Source organism: Cryobacterium sp. 10S3 (genome assembly GCF_034344045.1).
In the GTDB taxonomy this organism is placed as follows: Bacteria; Actinomycetota; Actinomycetes; order Actinomycetales; family Microbacteriaceae; genus Cryobacterium; species Cryobacterium glucosi.
Genome location: NZ_CP133773.1, coordinates 671536 through 693847, shown reverse-complemented (window position 1 = coordinate 693847; position 22312 = coordinate 671536). Strand labels below are relative to the sequence as shown.

Sequence of the window (22312 nt, the reverse complement as noted above, 5' to 3'; positions counted from 1 at the left end):
GACGGGCCCCGGCAATCGACGGCACAGCAAAGCCACGGCACGAAGGGGTGGGAGTCTGTGCCGCTGCATCGCGAGGCACACCTTCAGGTTAACAAAGGATGCTGCGCCGCGCACGCCGCTGCGTAACACGCGGTCACAGCATCCGCGGTTTTAACCCTCGATCAGCGTCGAAAGTTCGAGCCAGCGAGTTTCGAAGCTCGAGATGGAGGATTCGAGACCCTGCAGCTCGGTGCCGAGCTCGCCGAGGCCTGCGTAGTCGTTCTGGTCGTGGCTGACCATGTTCTGGTTCAACACCACGATCCGGGACTTCTGCTTGGCGACCTTGCGCTCGATGGAGGCGAGCTCCTTCTGCGCGTTGCGGAGCTCTGCGCCGCCGATGGCCAGGTTCCTGGCCGGCTTGCCGCCGGAGGTGTTCGAGGCGTTCGCCTCTGCGGGCTTGTCGGAGTCGTTGATCTGCTGCTTGCGCATCTCGAGGTACTGGTCGACGCCGCCGGGCAGGTGGCGGAAGCCGCCCTCGGTGACCGCGTACTGGTTGTCGGTGACGCGTTCGATCAGGTACCGGTCGTGCGAGACGACGAGCAGGGTGCCGGGGAAGGAGTCGAGCAGGTCCTCCATGGCCGCGAGCATGTCGGTGTCCAGGTCGTTGGTGGGCTCGTCGAGGATGAGCACGTTCGGCTCGTCGAGCACGATCAGCAGCAGCTGCAGGCGGCGCTTCTGGCCACCGGAGAGGTCCTTGACCTGGGTGACGAGCTGGGCGCTCATGAAGCCCATCCGCTCGAGCATCTGGCCGGGGGTGATCTCCTTGCCTCCGGCGATGTAGCTCGTCTTCTGGCGGCCGATGACCTCGCTGACCCGGTCGTTCTGGATGCCCTCGAGCTCGAAGAGCTGCTGGGTGAGCACGGCGACCTTGATGGTCTTGCCGCGCTTGACGTGGCCGCTCGTCGGCTGGAGGGTACCGGCGACGAGGTTCAGCAGCGTGGACTTGCCCGCGCCGTTGACGCCCATGATGCCGGTGCGTTCCCCGGGGGCGATCCGCCAGGTGATGTCCTTCAGCACGTGCTTGTCCTCGAAGTCCACCGAGACGTCGATGAGGTCGACGACGTCCTTGCCGAGGCGCTGCATCGCCATCGACTGCATCGTGACGGTGTCGCGGGGCGGCGGCTCGTTCTCGATGAGCTCGTTGGCCGCGTCGATGCGGAACTTGGGCTTGGCGGTGCGGGCGGGGGCGCCGCGGCGGAGCCAGGCGAGCTCCTTCTTCATCAGGTTCTGGCGCTTCGACTCTGTCGCGGCGCTCATCCGGTCGCGCTCGACGCGCTGCAGGATGTACGCGGCGTAGCCGCCCTCGAAGGGTTCGATCAGACGGTCGTGCACCTCCCAGGTCTGGTTGCAGACCTCGTCGAGGAACCACCGGTCGTGGGTCACGACCACGAGGCCGCCGGAGTTCGTCGCCCAGCGGTTGCGCAGGTGCCCGGCGAGCCAGGTGATGCCCTCGACATCGAGGTGGTTGGTGGGCTCATCGAGGAAGATCACGTCGTGGTCGCCGATCAGCACGGCGGCGAGGGCGACCCGGCGGCGCTGGCCACCGGAAAGGTCGTCGACAAGGGCGTCCCAGGGGATGTCGCGCACGAGTCCGCCGATGACGTCGCGGACCTTGGCGTCCCCGGCCCAGAGGTGCTCGTCCATGGTGCCGACGACGGTGTGGCCGACGGTCTGGCCTGAGGCGAGGGCGTCGGACTGGTCGAGCACGCCGATCGTGACGCCGCGGCGGCGGGTGACGCGGCCGGAGTCGGGTTCGATGCGTCCGGCGAGGAGGCTCAGCAGGGTGGACTTGCCGTCACCGTTGCGCCCCACGACTCCGATGCGGTCGCCCTCGTTGAGTCCGACGGTGACGGAGTCGAAGATGACGCGGGTGGGGTATTCAAGGTGCAGGGACTCGGCCCCGAGCAAATGTGCCATAGCTTACAACTTTACCGTGCGCGGCTGGGAGCCCGGCGCGCGGGTCGGGGCAGGCGGATGCCGCGGCTCAGTCGTGGACGAGACGGGCGCCGTGGACCGGGCCCGTCGCCCGCACCACGTGCAGGCGGGAGGCGCTCAGCGCGACCTGGAGCTCGAGCGCGCTGTCGGCATCCGCCACGAGGAACGCGACCGTTGGGCCGGACCCGGAGACGATGCCGGCGAGGGCGCCGTTCTCCTCGCCGAGCTCGATGACCTTGCCGAGGCCGGGGGCGAGGTGCAGCGCCGGGGCCTGGAGGTCGTTGTGCAGGGACTCGGCGAGCATCCGGGCATCGCCGGCGCGCAGGGCCTGGAGCACGTTGGCGTCGACCGTCGGCTGCGCCTGCGCCGGGAAGATGTCCTGGGCATGGCGCTCACGGTGGCGGTCGAGTTCCTGGTACACGCCGGGGGTGGACATGCCGAAGTCGGCCAGGGCGAGCACCCAGTGGAACTGGCCCTTGGCGAGCGCGGGGCTCAACTGGTCGCCGCGGCCGGTGCCGACGGCGGTGCCGCCCGTGAACGCGAAGGGGACGTCGGCGCCGAGAGTCGCGGCGATGGCGAGCAGTTCCTCGCGGGTCGCCTCGGTGCCCCAGAGGGCGTCGCACGCGAGCAGGGTTGCGGCGGCGTCGGCCGATCCGCCGCCCATTCCCCCGGCGATCGGCACGTTCTTCTCAAGTTTGAGATGAACGCCGCCACGATAGCCGGACCGGCGGGCAAGGGCGCGAGCGGCCCGGATCGCGAGGTTGCTGCCGTCGGTCGCAAGGCCGGAGGTGTCGATCGAGCCGGTGAATTCGCAGGAGAAGTCGTCGGCGGGATAGGCGCGCACGTCTTCGCTGAGCGACACGGCCTGGTAGGCGGTCGCGACTTCGTGGTAGCCGTCTTCGAGCACGGCACCGACCTTCAGGAAGACGTTGATCTTGCCCGGCGCCCGCGCGTGCACAACATGAGATGTGGCCGCGTTGGTCATGGTTCTAACCTAGCTCAGCCGCACAGCCCCCTCGTGCGCGGGGTCAGGACGGGTCGGCGGCGGTCCAGGACCTGGCGATGGCGAGGAAGGCGTCGACGGTGAGCTGTTCGCCGCGCTCGGTGGGGTCGATGCCGGCAGCTTCGAGGATCGCGGTCGCCGTTGCCGAGTCACCGAGCACGGTCGAGAGCGACTGGCGGAGCATCTTGCGGCGCTGCTGGAAGGCGCCGTCGACGAGCGCGAACGTCGCGAGGCGCAGGTCCTCGCTCTCGAGCGGGCTCTCGCGGCGCTGGAACGCGATCAGGATCGAGTCGACGTTCGGCACCGGCCAGAACACCTGGCGGCTGACCTTGCCCGCGGTGCGGAAGGCCCCGTACCAGGCGGCCTTGACGCTCGGGCTGCCGTAGACCTTCGAGCCGGGGGGCGCGGCGAGCCGTTCGCCGACCTCGGCCTGCACCATCACGACGCCGGCGCGGATCGACGGGAAGTGCTCGAGCATGTGCAGCAGCACCGGCACCGAGACGTTGTACGGCAGGTTGGCGACGAGCCGGGTCGGCTCCCCCGGCAGGTCAGTGATCTTGAGCGCGTCGGCGCGGAGCACGACGAGCGGCGCGTCCGGGTGCATCAGCTCGACGGTGAGCGGGAGCTGCTCGGCGAGGCGGTCGTCGATCTCGACGGCGACGACGCGCGCACCGGTCTCGAGCAGGCCGAGGGTGAGCGAGCCGAGGCCGGGTCCGACCTCGACGACGGTGTCCTCTGGGGTGATCGCGGCGACCTTGACGATGCGGCGGACGGTGTTGCCGTCGATCACGAAGTTCTGGCCGAGCTTCTTGGTCGGGTTCACGCCGAGCATCTCGGCGAGGTCGCGGATCTCGGCGGGGCCGAGCAGTGAGCGCGGTGTGGGCGCGGCGGATGCCGCGGGCTCGACGGGCAGGGCGGCATCCGTGGCCGGGGTCACCGGAGTGTTCTCGGCGTCGCTCACTGGAGACCCCCGAGGCTGACGGTCGGCGCGGACGGCGCCGGCACGACGGGTTCGGCGTCCCAGCGCCCGTAGACGTGTTCGGTGGTGGTGGAGATCTGGGCGGCCAGCATGGCGACATCCGTTTCGAGGTGGTTGGCCATCGCGCGCAGGGTGTGCGGCAGCAGGTACGGCGCGTTCGGGCGGCCGCGGAAGGGTGCGGGGGTGAGGAAGGGGGCGTCCGTCTCGACGAGCAGCAGCTCGCGGGGAGCAGCGGCGAGGGCCGCGCGGAGCGTGCCGGCATTCTTGAACGTGACGTTGCCGGCGAAGGAGAGGTACCAGCCGTGTTCGGCGCAGATCGCGGCCATCTCGGCGTCCCCGGAGAAGCAGTGGAAGACCGTGCGCTCGGGGGCGCCGACCCGCAGCAGGGTCGCGATGACCTCGGCGTGCGCGTTGCGGTCGTGGATCTGCAGGGCGAGGCCGTTCTGCTTCGCGATCTCGATGTGCGCCTCGAAGCTGCGGTACTGGGCGGCGAGCCCCTCCGGCCCGGTGCGGAAGAAGTCGAGACCGGTCTCGCCGATCGCGACGACCCGCGGGCGCCCGGCGAGTTCGCTGATCTCGGCGAGGGCGTCGTCGAGCGTGCCGGCCTGCTCGTAGTCCGGTGCCTCGTTCGGGTGGATCGCGACGGCCGCGAGCATGCGTGGCTCGCTCGCGGCGGCCTCGGCCGACCAGCGGGAGGTCTCCCGGTCGCCGCCGACCTGGATCACGCCCTGCACGCCCACGCTCACGGCCCGGTCGAGCTGTTCGGCGAGGCTGAGCGGATGCTCGCCGTCGCTGATCTCGAGATGGGTGTGGTTGTCGTACACCGGCACGGGGAGCGGCTCCGGCGGGGCCGGGTAGCTCAGGTCGCGGCCGGCGGTCTGCTCACGCTGGCGGACGGGTTCGTTAGCCAACCGTCGCCTCGATGCGCGGGAAGAGCGCCTCGAGCGGGGAGACGTGGGTGCCTCCGGTCCACTCCCACGCGCGGTCGATGCGCTGGTCGGTGACGAGGCCCTCGCCGCCGAGGGCGGACCAGAGCTTGGCGCACGCCTCGGGGACGACCGGGGAGAGCAGCACGGCGAGGGTGCCGAGGCCGCGCACGGCGGTGAACAGCACGGCGTCGAGCCGGTCGCGGTCGGCGGGGTCCTTGGCGAGGCCCCACGGTTCCTGGGTCGTGATGTAGCCGTTGAGCTCGTCGACGAGTTCCCAGACGGATGCGATCGCCTCGTGGATCGCGAGGCGGGAGATGGCCTCGCCCGCGGCATCCGTCACCCGGATCTCGGTGGCCCGGATGGCCGCGTCCGCCTCGGTGAAGGCCGTCGTGACCGGGATCTCGCCATCGCAGTAGCGCACGACCATGGCGATGACGCGGGAGGCGAGGTTGCCGAAGCCGTTGGCGAGCTCGGACTGGTACCGGGCGGAGAGGTCCTCCCAGGAGAACGAGCCGTCCTGTCCGAAGCTGATGGCGCGCATGAAGTAGTAGCGGAACGCGTCGGAGCCGAAGGTGTCGGTGATCTGGCTCGGGGCGATGCCGGTGAGCTTGGACTTGCTCATCTTCTCGCCGCCGACGAGCAACCAGCCGTGGCCGAAGACCCGGCGCGGCACCGGGAGCCCGGCGGCCATCAGCATGGCGGGCCAGATCACGGCGTGGAACCGGAGGATGTCCTTGCCGACGATGTGCGTGGCCGGCCAGAGCCTGCTGAACCGCTCGTCGTCCTGCCCGTAACCGGCGGCGGTGATGTAGTTGAGCAGCGCGTCGAACCAGACGTAGACGACGTGGCTGTCGTCCCACGGCACCTTGATGCCCCAGTCGAAGCTCGAGCGCGAGATCGACAGGTCGGAAAGGCCCTGCTTCACGAAGGAGATGACCTCGTTGCGGGCGCTCTCGGGCTGGACGAAGTCGGGGTCTTCCTCGTAGAGGGCGAGCAGGCGCTCGGCGAAGGTGCTCATCCGGAAGAAGTAGTTCTTCTCGTGGAGCAGCTCGACCGGGAGGGAGTGGATGGCGCAGACCTGCTGGCCGATGAACTCGCCGGTGCCCTCGATCAGGTCGCTCGGCTGCTTGTATTCCTCGCAGCCGACGCAGTAGAAGCCCTCGTACTCGCCCGTGTAGATATGGCCGGCGTCGTAGAGGTGCTGCAGGAACTTCTGCGCGTTGACCTCGTGGCGTTCGTCGGTCGTGCGGATGAAGTCGTCGTTGCGAATGTCGACAGTCTTGAGCAGCGGCTTCCACGCGGTCTCGACGAGGCGGTCGGCCCATTCCTTCGGGGTGACGCCGTTCGCGGTCGCGGTCCGCAGGATCTTCTGGCCGTGCTCGTCGGTACCGGTGAGCAGCCAGGCGTCCTCGCCGGCCTGCCGGTGCCAGCGCGCGAGGAGGTCTGCGGCCACTTCCGTGTACGCGTGACCGATGTGGGGCACATCATTCACATAGAAAATGGGCGTGGTGATGTAAAAGGATGCTCCGGCGGACATGCCCCCAGTCTATTGGGAGCAACGGATGCCCCGGGCCGGGTTACGTCCCGCCTCGGTTCGGGTCAGAACGGCAGGGGCGGATGCTGCGGCGCGGCCGGCCCACGCGCCCCCGGCTTCTGCGCGAGGGCGGCCTCGTAGAGGTCGCGCTTGCCGAGGCCGGACACCGCGGACACGTCTGCTGCGGCCTCCTTGAGCCGGGCGCCGGCCGCGACCTGGGCGAGCACCTCCGCGACCCCGGTCGCGAGGTCGAGCACGCGCTTCTCGGCCCCGGCGACGACGATCGCGATCTCGCCCTTGACGCCCGCTGCCGCCCACTCGGCCAGTTCGGCGGCGGTGCCGCGCTTGACCTCCTCGAAGAACTTGGTGAGCTCGCGGCAGACCACGACGCGGCGGTCGGCGCCGAGCACCTCGGCGAGGTCGATGAGGGAGGCGGCGAGCCGGTTCGGCGACTCGAAGAAGACCATGGTGCGGCGTTCGTCGGCCACCTCGCGGAGGGCAGACATCCGGTCGCCGTGCTTGCGGGGCAGGAAGCCCTCGAAGGTGAACCGGTCGGTCGGCAGCCCGGAGACGGCGAGGGCGGTGAGCACTGCGGACGGGCCGGGCAGCACGGTGACCGTGACGCCGGCTGCGACGGCGGCGTCGACGAGGTGGAAGCCGGGGTCGGAGACGGTCGGCATGCCGGCGTCGCTCAGCACGAGCAGGTCGGTGTCCCGGGCCAGCTCGACGAGCTCAGCCGCCTTCACCCGTTCGTTGTGGTCGTGCAGGCTGATCAACTGCGGACGGTTCTCGATCGCGAGGGCCTTGAGCAGGTGCACGGTGACGCGGGTGTCCTCCGCCGCGATGACCGTGGCGGTCGTGAGCGCCTCGACCAGCCGGCGCGAGACGTCGCCGAGGTTTCCAATCGGGGTGGCAGCGAGGATGATCATTCCCCCAGTCTCGCAGTCCGCGCATAACCACCGCTCACTACGATGGTCAGCGTGCTCCTCATACGCCGCTGGTTCCCGTGGGCCGGCCCCCTGTTCGTGGTCGTCGTGGCCTCCGTTCTCCGCCTCTGGAACCTCGGCTCCCCGCACGCGCTCGTCTTCGACGAGACCTTCTACGTCAAGGATGCCTGGAGCCTCTTCAACAACGGCTACGAGTCCACCTGGCCGGACAAGGCCGACGAGATCTTCGCAAACGGCAATGCGAATATCTTCACCGACGTCGGATCGTTCGTCGTGCATCCGCCGCTCGGGAAGTGGCTGATCTCACTCGGGATGGCCGCATTCGGGCCGGGAAACAGCTGGGGCTGGCGCATCGTGACGGCCCTGATCGGCATTCTCGCGGTCGTGCTGCTGATGCTCATCATCAGGAAGCTGTTCGGCTCGACCCTGCTCGCGGTCATCGGCGGGTTCCTGTTCGCGATCGACGGCAACGCGATCGTGATGAGCCGGGTGGCGTTGCTCGACAACTATGTGATGTTCTTCGCGCTTCTCGGGTTCGGGGCGATCCTGCTCGACCGGGAGTGGCACGCGACCCGCCTTGCCGCCTGGATGGCGAAACGGGCGGAGACGGGCGAGTGGCCCGGCTGGGGGCCCGCGATGTGGTTCCGGCCGTGGCTCCTCGCCGCGGGCCTCGCCTTCGGGTTGACCATGAGCGTCAAGTGGTCCGGCCTGTACTTCCTCGCCGCTTTCGGCGTCTACGTCGTGGTCGTGGACGCCCTCACCCGCCGGCGGGCCGGCATCCCGTTCTGGGCGAGCGGTGCCATCCTCAAGCAGGGTCCGATCAGCTTCCTGCTGATGGTGCCGATCGCGGTCGTGACCTTCCTCAGCTCGTGGACGGGCTGGTTCGTCACCACGGGCGGCTTCTACCGCACCTGGGCAGACTCACCCGAGACGGCCTGGACCGGGGCATTCGCCTGGGTGCCGCATGTCGTCCAGAGTTTCTGGCACTACCAGGTCGCCGCATACACCTATCACGTCGGCCTCGTCACGCCGCACCCGTACCAGTCGAACCCGCTGACCTGGCTGTTCATGGTGCGCCCGACGAGCATGTATTACCAGTCGTCTGCGGCCGGTGAGGGCACCTGCAGCTTCTCGACCTGCTCAGAGGCGATCACCGAGATCGCCAACCCGCTGATCTGGTGGGCCGGGACCGCCGCCGTGCTCTACCTCGTCTATCGCCTCGCCCGGTACCGGGAATGGCGGGTGGGCCTGATTCTGATGGGCATGGTCGCCGGGTACCTGCCCTGGCTGATGTACACCGGCCGAACGGTCTTCCAGTTCTACTCGATCGCCTTCGAGCCGTACCTGATCCTCGCGCTCACGTTCGTGATCGGTCTCGTGCTCGGACTCGCGCCGGGCACCGGCGGGGTCGGGGCGGACGCCGTGACGCGCGAACCGGACCGGACCGTCGGCATCCGTGTGCTGATCGGCTACCTCGTGGCTGCGGTGCTGGTCAGCGCCTTCTTCTACCCGCTCTGGACGGGAATGCAGATCCCGTTCTCGTTCTGGCAGATGCATATTTGGCTGCCGAGCTGGCGATAGCCGCGCCCGGATCCCCGGAATTCCGGGCGAAGGAGACCCTGCGGTTTCGTGCCGTTTCGGCGATTTGAGGACTCTTCATATGCCGTTTGGGCCATATAGCGACTGGGAAACCGTTGTGAATCCGACCCACGGACCGGGGGTGCGCCCGTAGGATACTTCTATCTGCACCACGAGTGATTGCTCCAGAACCGACTGAGAAGTCCAGATCCAAACCAAAGGCCTCATGTCGGAAGCATCCGTCGCACCCACGGTGCGCATCGTCAAGACCCGTCGGGGTGGCGACTCGAAGAATCCCACCACCGAGTACTCCTCGCTGCTGCACACTGTGCGCAACCTGGGCCTCCTGAAGCGCGCGACCGGGTTCTACTGGTTCGTCTTCGGCATGCTCATCCTCGCAACTGCGGGTCTCGGCACCGGTTTCGTGCTCCTCGGCGACAGCTGGTACCAGCTGATCATCGCCGGCGTGCTCGGCATCATCCTCACCCAGTTCGCGTTCCTCGCCCACGAGGCCTCGCACCGGCAGGTGTTCGAGTCCGGACCCGCCAACGACAAGGCCGGCCGTATCCTCGCGAACCTCTTCGTCGGCATCAGCTACGCCTGGTGGATGAACAAGCACAGCCGCCACCACGCCAACCCGAACGTGATCGGCAAAGACCCCGACATCGACCCCGACTTCATCGTCTTCCGCGAGGAGGACGCCGCGAAGGTGTCCTGGCTCGGCTCGTTCGTCACGCGCAAGCAGGGCTACCTGTTCTTCCCGCTCCTGATGGCCGAGGGCTTCAACCTTCACGTCCAGGGCTTCCGCACGGTCTTCGGCCGCGGCAAGGTCGACAAGCGCTGGCTCGAGATCAGCATGCTCACGACCCGCATCGTGCTCTACGTCGCCGTGATCTTCTACTTCCTGCCGCTCGGCATGGCCTTCGCCTTCATCGGCGTGCAGCTCGCCGTCTTCGGGGTCTACATGGGCGCATCCTTCGCCCCGAACCACAAGGGGATGCCGCAACTCCCCCACGACAGCAAGGTCGACTTCCTGCGCCGCCAGGTCCTGACCTCGCGCAACATCCGCGGCGGCACCTTCATGGACACCTTCATGGGCGGCCTGAACTACCAGGTCGAGCACCACCTGTTCCCGAACATGGCCCGCCCGCACCTGCGGAAGGCGCAGGAGATCACCAAGGAATACTGCCAGTCGCACAACATCCTGTACACGGAGACGGGCCTGTTCCAGTCGTACGGGATCGTCATCGAGTACCTGAACACGGTCGGCCTCGCCGCCCGCGATCCGTTCGACTGCCCCATGGTCGCGCGCTTCCACCACCGCTGACGGCTTTCCGCCGAGCGCGGGTGTTCTGCCGTTGCGCGGGTGGTGCACCACCAGCGGAGCGGCGCAACGCCAGCGCTCGGCGTGAGGGACGGGCGCCGGTGACGCGGGAGTAGGCTCGAATCCATGTGGCTGCCGGGCGTGCTCGTCGCGGTCGCCGCCGCACTCCTTGCCGGGCTCGTGCACGCCCTCGTCCCCGGGATCCCGCTTCTCACGGCCGCCGTGGTGTTCGGAATCGTCGCCGGCCAACTGCCGGTTGCGCGCCGGCAACTCACCGGAGTGCTCGCGCCGGGCCTCTCGGTCGCCTCCAAACGCATCATGCGCCTCGGAATCGTGCTGCTCGGCCTCAAGCTCAGCCTCGTCGACATCCTCGGCCTCGGCTGGGTGACGATCGCGACGACCATCGCGATCGTCGTTCTCACCTTCTTCGGCACGCTGTGGTTCGGTCGGAGGATCGGCCTGCCCGGGCAGCAGCCCCTGCTGATCGCGACCGGATTCTCGGTCTGCGGCGCGTCCGCGATCGGCGCCATGAGTGCCGTCGTGCACGCGGACGACGACGACACCGCCACACCGATCGCCCTCGTCACCCTCTGCGGTACCCTCGCGATCGCGGTCCTGCCCGTCCTGTGGCATCCGCTCGGCCTCGACGCCCTGCAGTACGGCCAGTGGGTCGGCGCGAGCGTGCACGATGTCGGCCAGGTCGTCGCCACCGCGCAGGTCGCCGGGCCGGCCGCCCTCGCCGTGGCGATCGTCGTCAAGCTCACCCGGGTGCTCATGCTCGCGCCGATCGTCGCCGGGGTGTCCCTGCAGGAACGCCGCAGAGACGGCCGCGCGGCAGCCTCGACCTCGGATGCGATGCCCCTGCGGACCGGCACCCTCGCTGCGGTGTCCGCGGATGCCTCGACGCGGCATCCCCCGATCGTTCCGCTTTTCGTCGTCGGCTTTCTGGCTGCCGTGGTGCTGCGCACCCTCGTGCCGTTGCCCGACGGTGTGCTCCTCGTCGCGGACACCCTGCAGACCTACTTACTCGCGACCGCGCTCTTCGGCCTCGGCGCTGCCGTGCAGCTCGAGGTGCTCGTGCGCACCGGCGGACGTGCCCTAACGGTCGGCCTCGGTTCCTGGGCGCTCATCGCCGCCCTCGCCTACGGCGCCGTCCTCCTCGCCTGACCGGTCGCCTGTCGCGGGTCGACCGCCGCGGTTCGCGCAGGTCGGGTCGCGCCGCAGCGATACCACGTGTCGCACGCTTCGGGTCCCGCGAGAGTACACTTTTGGCCCTTAAACCGCAAGTTTAAGGGCCAAAAGTGTACTCTCGCGGGTGCTGCGAGCGCGGGTGCCGCGAGCGCGGGTGCCGCGCGGGCTGGTCGGGCAGCGGCGCACGTGGCGCCGCGCGGATCAGCCGCGGGCGAGCCAGCCGCCGGGGCCAGCGTTGGGTGTCCGGGACAGGGCGAAGCGGGGCGGCGCGGCCGCGGCATACGTGGCCAGGTCCGCGAGGATCCGCCCGACCGTCGGCGTGAACTTGAACCCGTGCCCGCTGAAGCCCGCGCCGACCGTGACCGGTCCGACCCTGTCGAGCACGAAGTCCTCGTCTGCCGTGGTCGTGTATGTGCAGCTGACCGGCTCGAGGACGTCGGCATCGGCACCCGGCAACCACTCGCGCACGTAGCGCTGCAGGGCCGCGAGCTGCACGGGCTCGGGCAGGAAGCTGCGTCGGTCCGGATCGGTGACCGGACCGACACCGTGCCAGCCGGCCTTGATCCCCTCTCCCGGGGTGCGCATGCCGTAGACCGGGGAGTACCAGTAGCCGTACCGCGGGTCCGTGGTGTCGCGGGCGTGGTTGAAGCCGGGCCAGTCCTGGGCCGCCGCGTCGCGCTGGGCGAAGTGCGCCGGCTGCTCCTGGGTCACCCGAAGCCGCGGCACCGCGAGCACCCCGGTGAGCAGGCCGGAGGTCCACGCGCCGACCGTGACGACGACGTGTCGCGCTTCGATGACGCCGGTCTCCGTCGTCACGCGCACCCGGTCGTCCCCGAGCACGTCGACCCGCAGCACCCGCACACCGTTCCGAACCTCGGCCCCTGCTGCGGCCGCGGCCGCCTGCAGTGCCGCCACCGCAGCATCCGCGTTGATGCGCCCGGCGTCGGGGTTGTGCAGCACCCGGCCGTCGAAGCGGATGCCCGGCCAACGCTCCCCCGCCGCCTCCGGAGTGAGGAACTCGGCTCCGAGCCCCGCTGAGCGGAGCGCATCCGCGACGGCGTCGAACGCCGGGTTCGGCCCATGGTTGACCACGCCGACCTGGTCGAAGACCGCGGCCCCCGACTCGGCCTCGAGCTCGCGCCAGAGCGGCACGGCCTCCGCGAGCATGCCGACGTAGGTGGGATCGGCGTACGCGGTGTTGAAGTTGCGCGATGCGCCGTGCGAGGCGCCGTTCTTGTGGCCCGGCTCGAAGCGCTCGAGGAGGAGCACGGGCCGTCCGCGCCGCGCGAGCTGCCACGCCGTCGCCGATCCCATGGCACCGCCGCCGATGACGACGGTGCCGACGCGCTCGACGGGGGCGGTGTGCACAACTGATCCGAGGCTCATGCGCCCATCCTGCCAGCCTGCGCGGGCACCGGCCCAGCCCGCGAGTTGCGCGGCGTCACAGACCGGCTGAGGTGTCGCAGATCGACGTTCCCCGGCCCAGGGAACGTCGATCTGCGACACCTCAGCACCGGCCGGGCGAGCCGACACCCGGACAGGGCGACCGCGCGCCCCCGGACGCGGGCGGCCGACGCGCATACGATGGACGGATGTCCGCGTATGTCTCGGCCCTCGATCTGTTCTCCATCGGGATCGGCCCCTCCAGCTCCCACACGGTCGGCCCGATGCGGGCCGCCCGCGCCTTCGCCGCCCACCTCACCGAAAGCGGCCGGCTCGGCGAGGTCACCCGGGTGAGCTGCTCGCTCTACGGTTCGCTCGGCTCGACGGGCCTCGGCCACGGCACCCCCGACGCCGTCCTCGCCGGTCTCACCGGCTTGCACCCGGAGACCTGCGACCCTGCCGCCGTCCACGGATCGTGGGCCGACCTGGACGAGGGCGCAACGCTGCTCCTCGACGGCCGCCACGCGATCGCGGTCGAGCGCGGCGACATCCGCTTCGAAGCGCGCACCAGGCTGCCCGGCCACCCCAACGCGCTCACCCTGCAAGCGTGGTCGGCGACGGATGCCCTCCCCCTGTTCGAGGAGACCTGGTACTCGATCGGAGGCGGCTTCATCCGGCGCGAGGGCGACCCCATGGTTCCGCCGACGACCTCTCCCCGGCCGATGGACTACGACTCGAGCGCCGAGCTGCTCGCACTCTGCGATGCCCGCGGGGTCGATATCGCCGCGATCGCCCGCGAGAACGAGGAGTCCATCCACGGGGCCGAAGCCCTCGACGCCGGGCTCGACGCGATCTGGGACGCGATGCACGTCTGCGTCGAGGCCGGATTGGCCACGGCCGGCACCCTTCCCGGGGGCCTCAAGGTCAAGCGCCGTGCCGCCGCCATTCGCATGCAGCTCGAGGAATATGAGCTGCTGCCCCTGCGCGAGCGAGACACCTCGACCGAGTGGCTGCACGCCTTCGCCCTCGCGGTCAACGAGGAGAACGCCTCCGGAGGCCGCGTCGTCACGGCACCGACCAACGGTGCGGCGGGAATCATCCCGGCCGTCGGGCACTACTACCTGCGGTTCGTCCCTGGGGCGAACGCCGAGGGCATCCGCCGCTACCTGCTCACGGCGGCCGCGATCGGATCCCTCGTGAAGGCCAACGCCTCCATATCCGGCGCGGAAGGCGGCTGCCAGGCCGAGGTCGGATCAGCGTGCGCGATGGCCTCCGGCGCGCTCTGCGCGGTGCTCGGCGGCACCCCGCGCCAGGTCGAGAACGCCGCCGAGATCGCGATGGAGCACCACCTCGGTCTCACCTGCGACCCCGTCGGAGGCCTCGTGCAGGTGCCGTGCATCGAGCGCAACGCGATCGCGTCGTCGACGGCGGTCTCCGCTGCCCGCCTCGCCCTGCACGGCGACGGCACCCACCTCGTCTCCCTCGACACCGTCATCGAGACCATGCGCCAGACCGGCCTCGACATGATGACGAAGTACAAGGAAACGAGCGAGGGCGGTCTCGCCGTCAACGTGATCGAATGTTGACCCGACCAGCCTAAACTGGGCAGGCACACGCGATACGGATGTCGGGCGCAGCCCTTTCGTTCCCCTGTCGCGCCGCATTCATCACGTTCACGGCATTCCGGGGGTCTCATGCGTATTCGGTCGTCCCAGCACTCATTCCGGGCCGCGGGCCCATCCACCGCGATCCTGGTCTCCGGGATCCTCGTTCTCGGCCTGTCCGGGTGCGCGGCGGCTCCGGCGCCTGCGGTCGTCACGGCCACCGTCGTCGTCACCCAGACACCGACTCCCACGCCGACGCCGACGCCCACGCCCACCCCGACGCCCGTGGAGGTGCCGCTCATCCCCAACCCGCCGAAGGGATCGGCACCCACGACAACCCCGAACGCCGCTGCAATCCCCGTCGCGCCGATTCCGGAGGGGCCTGCGACCGATCTGGGAGCGACAGCGGGCGCCGAGGGATCCGCCGCGTCAAACGGCGCCGGCGCACTCCAGACCTACACGGTCGTCGAGGGCGACGACTTCTTCGCGATCGCGCAGCGCTTCGACGTGCCCGTGCAACAGCTCCTCCGGATGAATCCGTCGGTGCCCGGCCTCGGCGAGGACATCTACATCAACGACGTCATCAACCTCGACTGGACCACGAAGCGCTAGTCACACGCCATTCCCGGCGCACGCGCATCAGATTCCCCGCGGATCGCTCCACAGCCCGCACGCGCCTTCCCGGCAGCTTCGTCCGGCAGGGTGGAACCGGCGCCGATACCCGGTCGCCGGGAGGCCGGGAAACGGCACCTCTCGTTCAGTCAATCCACACTGCTCGTTCATCTCGGTGAACGAGAGTACAACCAGTCCCAACGTGTTGGGGCGCTGAAGCCGACCGGCATCGGTCGGACCGGAAGAACGTGATGCGCGGGCGAGCACACGGTTGCCCGGTCCGGCCGGGGCCGGTCGCTTACTTTAAGCGGGCATCCACCGCACCGAGCGCGGGTGTTCCGCCGGTGCGCGGGTGGTCGACCACGCGCGGAGCGGCGCAACACCAGCGCTCGACGTCGACGTTCGACCGCCCGGCGAGCGGATGCCGCTAGCGGGTCTGGCGGAAGATCCGCTCGATGATCCCGACCACGCGCAGCGAGTCCTCCGGGTCGACGGGAGCAGGCGCACCGCGCAGCAGCGCGTCGGCGAGTCCCCGGTAGAAGGCCGCGTAGTCGCCGGGTTCGGTGGGCACCGCGTGCTGGGCGCCGTCGAGCCCGAGCATGCCCCAGGCCGACTCGTGCTCGATACCGAAACCGGCATCCGTCGGAAGAGCACCGGCGGCGAGGGTGGCCTCCTGGCCGTCGAGGCCCCACTTCGTGTACCCCGATTCAGAGCCGAGCACGTGGAAACGCGGCCCGACCTGGGCGGCGGTCCCGTTCATCCACAGGTGCGATCGCACCCCGGAACCGTGGTGCAGCGACACGAAGGTGTCGTCGTCGGCGTTCCCGCCGGGCACGCGGGTCGCGATCTCTGCGTAGATGTCGTCGACCGGCCCGAAGAGCTGCAGGGCCTGGTCGATGAGGTGCGCGCCGAGGTCGAAGAGAATCCCGCCGCCCTCACGGATGCCGGCGCTCGCCTTCCAGGCCTTGGCCGACGGTGTCGGGCGCCAGAACTCGAACCGCGACTCGAAGTGCCGCACCTCGCCGAGGGCGCCCTCTGCGATGAGCGCCTTCAGGGTCAGGAAGTCACCGTCCCAGCGCCGGTTCTGGAACACGGTGAGCAGCAGGCCGAGGCGTTTGGCCTTCTCGATGAGCCCCTGGCCTGCGATGCTCGTGGGAGCGAACGGCTTGTCGATAACGACGGCGAGGCCCGCGTCGAGCGCGGCATGGGCGAGTGCGACGTGACTGCCCGGCGGGGAGCCGATCACGACGAGGTCGAGGTCGTCCGCTGCGGCGAGGAGCTCGTCGACGGTGTGCATCAGGCGCACACCCGGATAGGTCTCTGCAGCCTGCTGGCGCCGCACGGGGTCGCCCGTGACGATCGCGTCGAGGGAGAATTCTGGGTTCGCGGCGAGGAACGGGCTGTGGAACACCCTCCCGGAGAGGCCGAAGCCGATCACGGCGGATCGGATCGGACGGGCGATGTTGTCGGCTGCACTCATGCTTCCACGCTACTCCGCGGGGCACCCGCCGCCCGCCGCCACCGCGCTCCAAGCACCAGGTACGGTCTGCACCAGGCACGGGCCGACCTTAGAGCCGATTGACCGCCGTGACCCGGACGTGCGCGGCGCCGAGGTCGTCCGATTCGGCGAGATCGATCGTCGCGCTGATCCCCCAGTCGTGATCGCCCGCCGGGTCGTCGAGGATCTGCCGCACGGTCCACTCCGTTGCGCCCTCGTCGAGGATCAGCATGCCGGACCCGCGCGCGTTGGCGCCGGTGAGGACCTCGTCGTGTTCGGCGAAGTATCCGTCCATGGCGTCTCCCCAGGCATCCGCCGTGAAGCCGTGCTCGCGGTCGAGCTCGCCGAGCGCGTCGTAGTTCTCGAGCGCCGCGAGCTGAACGCGCCGGAACAGCTCGTTGCGCACGAGGATCCGGAAGGCGCGCACGTTCGTGGTGAGCCGGCGCGGGGGCGGCGGCAGCACGGAGACGGCGCCCTGCTCGTGCGCTTCGAGGTCGGGGTGGATGAGCTCCTCCCACTCGTCGAGGAGGCTCGAGTCGACCTGGCGCACGAGTTCGCCGAGCCACTCGATCAGGTCGAGCAGGTCCTCGGTCTTGGCCTCGTCCGGGATGGTCTGCCGGGCGGCCCGGTAGGCGTCGGACAGGTAGCGCAGCACGACGCCCTCTGAGCGAGCGAGCTTGTAGAACGCGATGAACTCACCGAACGACATCGCCCGTTCGTACATGTCGCGCACGACCGTCTTGGGGCTGAGCTCGAAGTCCGCGATCCAGGGCTGCGACTCCTTGTAGGTCGTGAAGGTGTAGGTCAGCAGCTCCTCGAGGGGCTTCGGCCAGGTGATCTCCTCGAGCAGCGCCATCCGCTCGTCGTATTCGATGCCCTCGCGCTTCATCGCGTTGACAGCTTCGCCGCGGGCGGCGAACTGCTGGCCCATCAGCACCGGGCGCGGGTCGTCGAGGGTCGCCTCGACGATCGACATCATGTCGAGCGCGTAGGTCGGCGACTCCGGGTCGAGCAGGTCGAACGCGGCGAGCGCGAACGGCGAGAGCGGCTGGTTGAGAGCGAAGTTCGGCTGCAGGTCGACGGTCAGGCGGATGTCCCCGCTCGCGCTCTGCTCGACGATCCCGGCCGCGCGCAGCGTCTTGTAGATGCCGAGGGCACGGCGGGCGTGCCCGAGCTGGCGCTTCCACGGCTCGTGGTTGTCGAACACGAGCTCGTAGACGTGCGCGAAGGCGTCGCCGCCGCGGCCGATCACGTTGATCAGCATCGCCGCGGTCATCTGCATGCTCGAGTGCAGAGTCTCCGGCTCTGCGCTGACGAGGCGCTGGAACGAGGGCTCGCCCCAGGACACGAAGCCCTCCGGCGCCTTCTTGCGGATGATCTTGCGCTTCTTCTTGGGGTCGTCCCCGGCCTTCTCGATCGCCTTGAGGTTCTCGGTCTCGTGGTCGGGGGCCTGGATCACGACGGTTCCCGCGGTGTCGTACCCGGCCCGGCCGGCGCGCCCGGCGATCTGGTGGAACTCGCGGGCGTTGAGCTGGCGCATCTTGACGCCGTCGTACTTTGTCAGGGCGGTGAAGAGCACCGTGCGGATCGGCACGTTGATGCCGACTCCGAGGGTGTCGGTGCCGCAGATCACCCGGAGCAGGCCGCGCTGGGCGAGCTGCTCGACGAGTCGGCGGTACTTCGGCAGCATGCCGGCGTGGTGCACGCCGATGCCCATCCGGATCAGCCGAGAGAGGGTCTTGCCGAAGCTCGTCGTGAAGCGGAACTCGCCGATCAGCTCAGCGATCGCCTCCTTCTGCTCCTTGGTGGCGACCTTGACGCTCGAGAGCGCCTGCGCGCGTTCGAGGGCGGCGGCCTGGGAGAAGTGCACGATGTAGACGGGCGCCTGGCCGGTCTTGAGCAGGTCCTCGACCGTCTCGTGCACCGGCGTGGTCTCGTAGTAGTAGTTGAGCGGGACCGGGCGTTCGACGCCCGTGACGACCGCGACCGGCCGGCCGGTGCGGCGGGCGAGGTCGTCGGCGATCTCGGTCACGTCCCCGAGGGTCGCGCTCATCAGGATGAACTGCACCCGGGGCAGCAGGAGGAGCGGCACCTGCCAGGCCCAGCCGCGGTCGGGGTCGCCGTAGAAGTGGAATTCGTCCATGACGACCTGGTCGACCTGGGTGTCCTCGCCGCTGCGGAGGGCGAGGTTCGCGAGGATCTCGGCCGTGCAGCAGATGATCGGGGCGTCCGAGTTGACCGAGGAGTCCCCCGTCATCATCCCGACGTTCTCCGCGCCGAAGATCTCGACGAGGGAGAAGAACTTCTCGCTCACGAGCGCCTTGATCGGCGCGGTGTAGAAACTGCGCTTGCCCGCGGAGAGCGCGGCGAAGTGCGCTCCGACCGCGACGAGGGACTTCCCGGTTCCGGTCGGCGTGCTCAGGATCAGGTTCGCCCCCGAGACGATCTCGATGAGCGCCTCCTCCTGGGCGGGGTACAGCGAGAGGCCCTGGTCCGTCGCCCACTCTTCGAATGCCGCGAACAGGGCGTCGGGATCGGTGACGGACGGGAGGGCGCTCAGAGTTGCCATGATCCTTCGATCCTGCCCTATCGCGCTGGCCGTTGCCTGCGGAGGGGGCGGAGGACGGGCAAGCGACGGCTGGAGACTCTGGCGAAAACACCAGCGAATCGTAAGGAATGCGCGGGCGCGCCCCGGTGCGGCCGCCTTAGGCTGAACGGATGACCGGCCCCGACGCGCGCACGCCCTCCCCTGGTTCCCGCGCGCGCCGGACGTGGACCCGCAGGCCCACCGTGCTCGCGGCCCTCGCCGGGATCGCGGCCGCCCTCGCCGGTCTCGGCGCCGCCGAACTGGCCGCTGCGCTGCTCGCGCCGGCCGGCAGTCCGGTCCTCGCCGTCGGCGCCCTCGTGATCGACCTCGTGCCCGGCTGGGTCAAGGAACTCGTCATCTCCCTCTTCGGCACGAACGACAAGGCCGTGCTGATCGTGACCCTCGCCCTCGGCGCAGCGGTGCTCGCCGCGGCCGCCGGGGTGCTCGAACTCCTGCGCCCGCCGGTCGGGCGCGTGCTCACGGTCGCGGCGGGCGGACTCGCCGTGTTCGCGGTGCTCAGCAGGTCGAGCGCTTCGACCCTCGACGCCCTTCCCTCCGTCGTCGCCATGGTCGTCGCGGCCGTGCTCCTGACCGTGCTGATCACCCGGCTCCGCGCCGAGACGGCTCCCGCGCCCGCGCACACCGCACCGGGCGGCGCTGACGTCGACCGTCGCCGCTTCCTCGCATACACGGGCGCGAGTGCTGCCGTCGGCGCGGTCGCCCTCGTGATCGGCCAGGTCGTGTCCGCCGGCACCCGGGCAGCGGATGCCGCCCGCGCGCTCTTCACCCTGCCAGCGCCGTCCGTCACGGCGCCCGCGATCCCGCCAGCGGCATCCGTCTCCGTTGACGGCATCTCGCCGCTCATCACCGCCAATGCGGACTTCTACCGGATCGACACCGCACTCCAGGTGCCCAGGATCGACCCGAGCACGTGGAGGCTCAAGGTCACCGGAATGGTCGAGAACGAGGTCGAACTGAGCTTCGCCGACCTGCTCGCCCTGCCCCTCGAAGAGAGCACGACAACGCTGATGTGCGTTTCGAACCCGGTCGGCGGCGACCTGATCGGCAACGCGACGTGGCTCGGATACCCGATCAGGAACCTGCTCTCCCGTGCCGTGCCGACCGCGGGCGCCGACATGGTGCTCTCCCGCAGCCAGGACGGCTGGACCGCGAGCACCCCGCTCGAGGTCCTCACCGACACGGGCCGCAACGCGATCCTCGCGGTCGGCATGAACGGCGTCCCGCTCCCGCTCGAACACGGCTACCCGGTGCGGATGGTCGTGCCCGGCCTCTACGGCTACGTCTCGGCCACGAAATGGGTCGTCGAACTCAACGTCACCCGGTTCGACCAGCACACCGCGTACTGGACGGACCGCGGCTGGTCCGAGCGGGGCCCGGTCAAGGTGTCCTCCCGGATCGACGTGCCGCGCTCGGGCGCCAGGGCCGGAGCGGGCACCGTGACCGTCGCGGGTGTCGCGTGGGCCCAGCACACCGGCATCCGCAGGGTGGAAGTGCAGGTCGACGGCGGCGCCTGGGCCGAGGCGACCCTCGCCACGGCGATCTCGGCCGACACCTGGCGCCAGTGGACCTGGTCCTGGCCTGCGACGGCCGGTGCACACACCCTTCGGGTCCGGGCGACGGATGCCGCCGGCCTCGTCCAGACGGATATCAGGCAAGACGTCATCCCCGACGGTGCGACGGGTCTCGACGAGGTCAGCGTCACGATCGCATAGGGGTCGCGGTTCCCCCCGCCACTCCATCAGCCACTCCATCCGCCCTCCCCCGGCGCCGGTTCGAGCACGTTGTGCACCAATGCGCAAGCCCCGAGACAGCCCGGAATGCCGGGCGTATTCTCGTCAGAACATTCTGGCTGCCCGTTCCACGGGTGGCCTCAGCGCGAAAGGACCAACCATGCGCACCCACGCCAACTTCACCGCCGCAGAACTCCGTCGCTTCGAGCGTCTTCTCCTCGAAGAACGCCACGACGCCTTCCTGGCCAAGGGCCGCATGGACGAGACCCTCTCCGGGGTGCTCGACGCCCGCAACAGCGGAACCGACGACGACGAGCACGACCCCGACGGCCCGACGCTCACGATGGAGTGGTCCCGGATGTCGGGCGTGCACAGTGAACTCGTCGCGAAGTCCGCAGCGATCGACCGTGCGCTCGCCAGGATCCACGAGGGCACCTATGGCCTGTGCGTGCGCCGCGGTGAGCTGATCAGCCGCGAACGGCTCGAGGCCCGTCCTGCCGCGGAACTCTGCATCGACTGCGCCCGCGAGATCGAGGCCGGCGCGCGATAACAGCACCGGCGAAGAAACCCCCGGCGTTCGTCACGCCGTGACGACCCGTCCCACGACGCACAGCACGGCGAGCAGGCCGAGCGCACAGGTCGCGGCGGCGAGCGCCGCGAACGGCCACGCACCACGGGAGGCGAGCGTTGCGGAGTCCCGCAACTCGGCGTGCACTCGCCGGTAGCGGTAGCGCACGCCGATGTACGCGGCAAGGGCGAGCGCGAGGCCGGCCGCGCCGAAGAACACGGCCACGACCCCCACGAGCGGTGCCGCGAACCGCACCCCGGCCGCCACGGCGACGGCGAGCGCGAGCACCGTGCGCTGCCACGCCAGCAGGGTCCGTTCGGGTTGCAGTCCGGGATCGAACGGATGCTCGGCGCCCTCCGGTACCTCCGTCACGACCCCGCCCGCCGGCATCCGCTCACCGGAACTGACCGCTGTTCACGAGACTGCGCCCCGTCAGAGGGCTGCGCCCCTTCACAGGACTGCGCCGCTTCACGGGGCTGCATCGCTTCACAGAAACAAGCCCGCGAAGATCAGCAGCCCGCCCACGACGATTCCGACGGCGAGAACACCGGACAGCGCTGGGGCCGGCAGTGGCCGGTCCTCGCGGAGGGCGCGTTCGATCCGGCTCCAGTTCAGCCACGCGTGCACGGGAGCCAGCAGCCCGAGCACCAGGAAGACGACGGCCGAGGCGACCCGGAAGTCCCCCCGGATCGGCAGCTCGAGCACCTCGAGGGCGACGCCGACCGCGAGGAGGGCGAGCGAGGTGCGGATCCAGGCGAGGAAGGTGCGCTCGTTGGCGAGGCTGAACCGGGGGTCCGGTTCCCGGCCGTGTCCGTAGACCGACCGGGGAAACCGTCCTTCGGGCATCTGC

At 69.7% G+C, this 22312-nt stretch carries 18 protein-coding genes; 7 read left to right on the top strand and 11 right to left on the bottom strand.

Features of this window, described 5'->3' with window-relative positions:
* Window positions 1–150 precede the first annotated feature (150 nt).
* From RHM57_RS03210 to rsmI, 6 genes are all read right to left on the bottom strand, one after another.
* Window positions 151–1956, bottom strand: a complete 1806-nt coding sequence (locus tag RHM57_RS03210; RefSeq protein WP_134448213.1) for an ABC-F family ATP-binding cassette domain-containing protein — start codon at window positions 1954–1956, stop codon at window positions 151–153.
* A 67-nt stretch (window positions 1957–2023) separates the two neighbouring features.
* Window positions 2024–2959, bottom strand: coding sequence for a 4-(cytidine 5'-diphospho)-2-C-methyl-D-erythritol kinase (locus RHM57_RS03205; RefSeq protein WP_134448211.1), 936 nt, complete (start codon window positions 2957–2959; stop codon window positions 2024–2026).
* Between the two features lie 43 nt (window positions 2960–3002).
* The gene (gene rsmA / locus RHM57_RS03200; RefSeq protein WP_241975210.1) at window positions 3003–3809 is read right to left on the bottom strand and encodes a 16S rRNA (adenine(1518)-N(6)/adenine(1519)-N(6))-dimethyltransferase RsmA; all 807 of its coding nucleotides are present in this window, start codon (window positions 3807–3809) and stop codon (window positions 3003–3005) included.
* Window positions 3810–3934: 125 nt separating this feature from the next.
* On the bottom strand, window positions 3935–4867 hold the full coding sequence (locus RHM57_RS03195) for a TatD family hydrolase (protein ID WP_322136249.1): 933 nt from the start codon (window positions 4865–4867) through the stop codon (window positions 3935–3937).
* A complete protein-coding gene (metG, locus tag RHM57_RS03190) occupies window positions 4860–6422 on the bottom strand; it encodes a methionine--tRNA ligase (RefSeq protein WP_134448207.1) in 1563 nt (520 codons plus the stop codon). Before metG ends, RHM57_RS03195 begins: the two co-directional genes overlap by 8 nt.
* A 62-nt stretch (window positions 6423–6484) precedes the next feature.
* Window positions 6485–7348 (bottom strand): 16S rRNA (cytidine(1402)-2'-O)-methyltransferase, encoded by an 864-nt coding sequence (gene rsmI / locus RHM57_RS03185; protein ID WP_134448205.1) that lies wholly within the window; start codon window positions 7346–7348, stop codon window positions 6485–6487.
* A gap of 51 nt (window positions 7349–7399) precedes the next feature.
* Here rsmI and RHM57_RS03180 point away from each other — a divergent pair, with 51 nt between their 5' ends.
* The 3 genes from RHM57_RS03180 (at window position 7400) to RHM57_RS03170 (ending at window position 11435) form a co-directional block, all read left to right on the top strand.
* The gene (locus RHM57_RS03180) at window positions 7400–8947 is read left to right on the top strand and encodes a dolichyl-phosphate-mannose--protein mannosyltransferase (protein ID WP_322136250.1); all 1548 of its coding nucleotides are present in this window, start codon (window positions 7400–7402) and stop codon (window positions 8945–8947) included.
* Between the two features lie 223 nt (window positions 8948–9170).
* On the top strand, window positions 9171–10271 hold the full coding sequence (locus RHM57_RS03175; RefSeq protein ID WP_134448201.1) for a fatty acid desaturase family protein: 1101 nt from the start codon (window positions 9171–9173) through the stop codon (window positions 10269–10271).
* 123 nt (window positions 10272–10394) lie between these two features.
* Window positions 10395–11435 carry a YeiH family protein gene (locus RHM57_RS03170; RefSeq protein WP_322136251.1) on the top strand — a complete coding sequence of 347 codons (1041 nt, stop codon included), beginning with the start codon at window positions 10395–10397 and terminating at the stop codon, window positions 11433–11435.
* Between the two features lie 225 nt (window positions 11436–11660).
* Here the strand turns inward: RHM57_RS03170 and RHM57_RS03165 are convergent, their stop codons facing one another.
* Window positions 11661–12845: an FAD-dependent oxidoreductase gene (locus RHM57_RS03165; protein ID WP_322136252.1), complete on the bottom strand. Its 1185-nt coding sequence runs from the start codon at window positions 12843–12845 to the stop codon at window positions 11661–11663.
* A gap of 206 nt (window positions 12846–13051) precedes the next feature.
* Between RHM57_RS03165 and RHM57_RS03160 the strand changes: the two genes are divergently transcribed.
* Complete coding sequence (locus RHM57_RS03160; protein WP_322140695.1) at window positions 13052–14428, top strand: L-serine ammonia-lyase; 1377 nt, start codon at window positions 13052–13054, stop codon at window positions 14426–14428.
* A 108-nt stretch (window positions 14429–14536) separates the two neighbouring features.
* The gene (locus RHM57_RS03155) at window positions 14537–15058 is read left to right on the top strand and encodes a LysM peptidoglycan-binding domain-containing protein (protein WP_174775150.1); all 522 of its coding nucleotides are present in this window, start codon (window positions 14537–14539) and stop codon (window positions 15056–15058) included.
* 427 nt (window positions 15059–15485) lie between these two features.
* Here RHM57_RS03155 and RHM57_RS03150 read toward each other — a convergent pair whose 3' ends face one another.
* Window positions 15486–16538 carry a Gfo/Idh/MocA family oxidoreductase gene (locus tag RHM57_RS03150; protein ID WP_322136254.1) on the bottom strand — a complete coding sequence of 351 codons (1053 nt, stop codon included), beginning with the start codon at window positions 16536–16538 and terminating at the stop codon, window positions 15486–15488.
* Window positions 16539–16626: 88 nt separating this feature from the next.
* Window positions 16627–19125 (bottom strand): DEAD/DEAH box helicase, encoded by a 2499-nt coding sequence (locus RHM57_RS03145; RefSeq protein ID WP_322189585.1) that lies wholly within the window; start codon window positions 19123–19125, stop codon window positions 16627–16629.
* 149 nt (window positions 19126–19274) lie between these two features.
* Here RHM57_RS03145 and RHM57_RS03140 point away from each other — a divergent pair, with 149 nt between their 5' ends.
* Complete coding sequence (locus RHM57_RS03140; protein ID WP_322140694.1) at window positions 19275–20876, top strand: molybdopterin-dependent oxidoreductase; 1602 nt, start codon at window positions 19275–19277, stop codon at window positions 20874–20876.
* A gap of 178 nt (window positions 20877–21054) precedes the next feature.
* A complete protein-coding gene (locus tag RHM57_RS03135) occupies window positions 21055–21444 on the top strand; it encodes a TraR/DksA family transcriptional regulator (protein WP_166787332.1) in 390 nt (129 codons plus the stop codon).
* Window positions 21445–21474: 30 nt separating this feature from the next.
* On the opposite strand, the gene RHM57_RS03130 is transcribed toward RHM57_RS03135, so the two are convergent.
* Together RHM57_RS03130 and RHM57_RS03125 are read right to left on the bottom strand one after the other, a co-directional pair.
* Entirely contained in the window at window positions 21475–21834 is a 360-nt protein-coding gene (locus RHM57_RS03130) for a DUF202 domain-containing protein (RefSeq protein ID WP_174774597.1), read from the bottom strand.
* Between the two features lie 114 nt (window positions 21835–21948).
* The gene (locus tag RHM57_RS03125) at window positions 21949–22308 is read right to left on the bottom strand and encodes a YidH family protein (RefSeq protein WP_134448184.1); all 360 of its coding nucleotides are present in this window, start codon (window positions 22306–22308) and stop codon (window positions 21949–21951) included.
* Window positions 22309–22312 lie beyond the last annotated feature (4 nt).

Excerpts from the sequence above, each read along its gene's own strand:
- RHM57_RS03210 (WP_134448213.1), bottom strand. The coding sequence starts at position 1,956 with ATGGCACATTTGCTCGGGGCCGAGTCCCTGCACCTTGAATACCCCACC.
- RHM57_RS03205 (WP_134448211.1), bottom strand. The coding sequence starts at position 2,959 with ATGACCAACGCGGCCACATCTCATGTTGTGCACGCGCGGGCGCCGGGC.
- rsmA (WP_241975210.1), bottom strand. The coding sequence starts at position 3,809 with ATGCTCGGCGTGAACCCGACCAAGAAGCTCGGCCAGAACTTCGTGATC.
- metG (WP_134448207.1), bottom strand. The coding sequence starts at position 6,422 with ATGTCCGCCGGAGCATCCTTTTACATCACCACGCCCATTTTCTATGTG.
- rsmI (WP_134448205.1), bottom strand. The coding sequence starts at position 7,348 with ATGATCATCCTCGCTGCCACCCCGATTGGAAACCTCGGCGACGTCTCG.
- RHM57_RS03175 (WP_134448201.1), top strand. The coding sequence starts at position 9,171 with ATGTCGGAAGCATCCGTCGCACCCACGGTGCGCATCGTCAAGACCCGT.
- RHM57_RS03170 (WP_322136251.1), top strand. The coding sequence starts at position 10,395 with ATGTGGCTGCCGGGCGTGCTCGTCGCGGTCGCCGCCGCACTCCTTGCC.
- RHM57_RS03165 (WP_322136252.1), bottom strand. The coding sequence starts at position 12,845 with ATGAGCCTCGGATCAGTTGTGCACACCGCCCCCGTCGAGCGCGTCGGC.
- RHM57_RS03160 (WP_322140695.1), top strand. The coding sequence starts at position 13,052 with ATGTCCGCGTATGTCTCGGCCCTCGATCTGTTCTCCATCGGGATCGGC.
- RHM57_RS03155 (WP_174775150.1), top strand. The coding sequence starts at position 14,537 with ATGCGTATTCGGTCGTCCCAGCACTCATTCCGGGCCGCGGGCCCATCC.
- RHM57_RS03150 (WP_322136254.1), bottom strand. The coding sequence starts at position 16,538 with ATGAGTGCAGCCGACAACATCGCCCGTCCGATCCGATCCGCCGTGATC.
- RHM57_RS03145 (WP_322189585.1), bottom strand. The coding sequence starts at position 19,125 with ATGGCAACTCTGAGCGCCCTCCCGTCCGTCACCGATCCCGACGCCCTG.
- RHM57_RS03140 (WP_322140694.1), top strand. The coding sequence starts at position 19,275 with ATGACCGGCCCCGACGCGCGCACGCCCTCCCCTGGTTCCCGCGCGCGC.
- RHM57_RS03135 (WP_166787332.1), top strand. The coding sequence starts at position 21,055 with ATGCGCACCCACGCCAACTTCACCGCCGCAGAACTCCGTCGCTTCGAG.
- RHM57_RS03125 (WP_134448184.1), bottom strand. The coding sequence starts at position 22,308 with ATGCCCGAAGGACGGTTTCCCCGGTCGGTCTACGGACACGGCCGGGAA.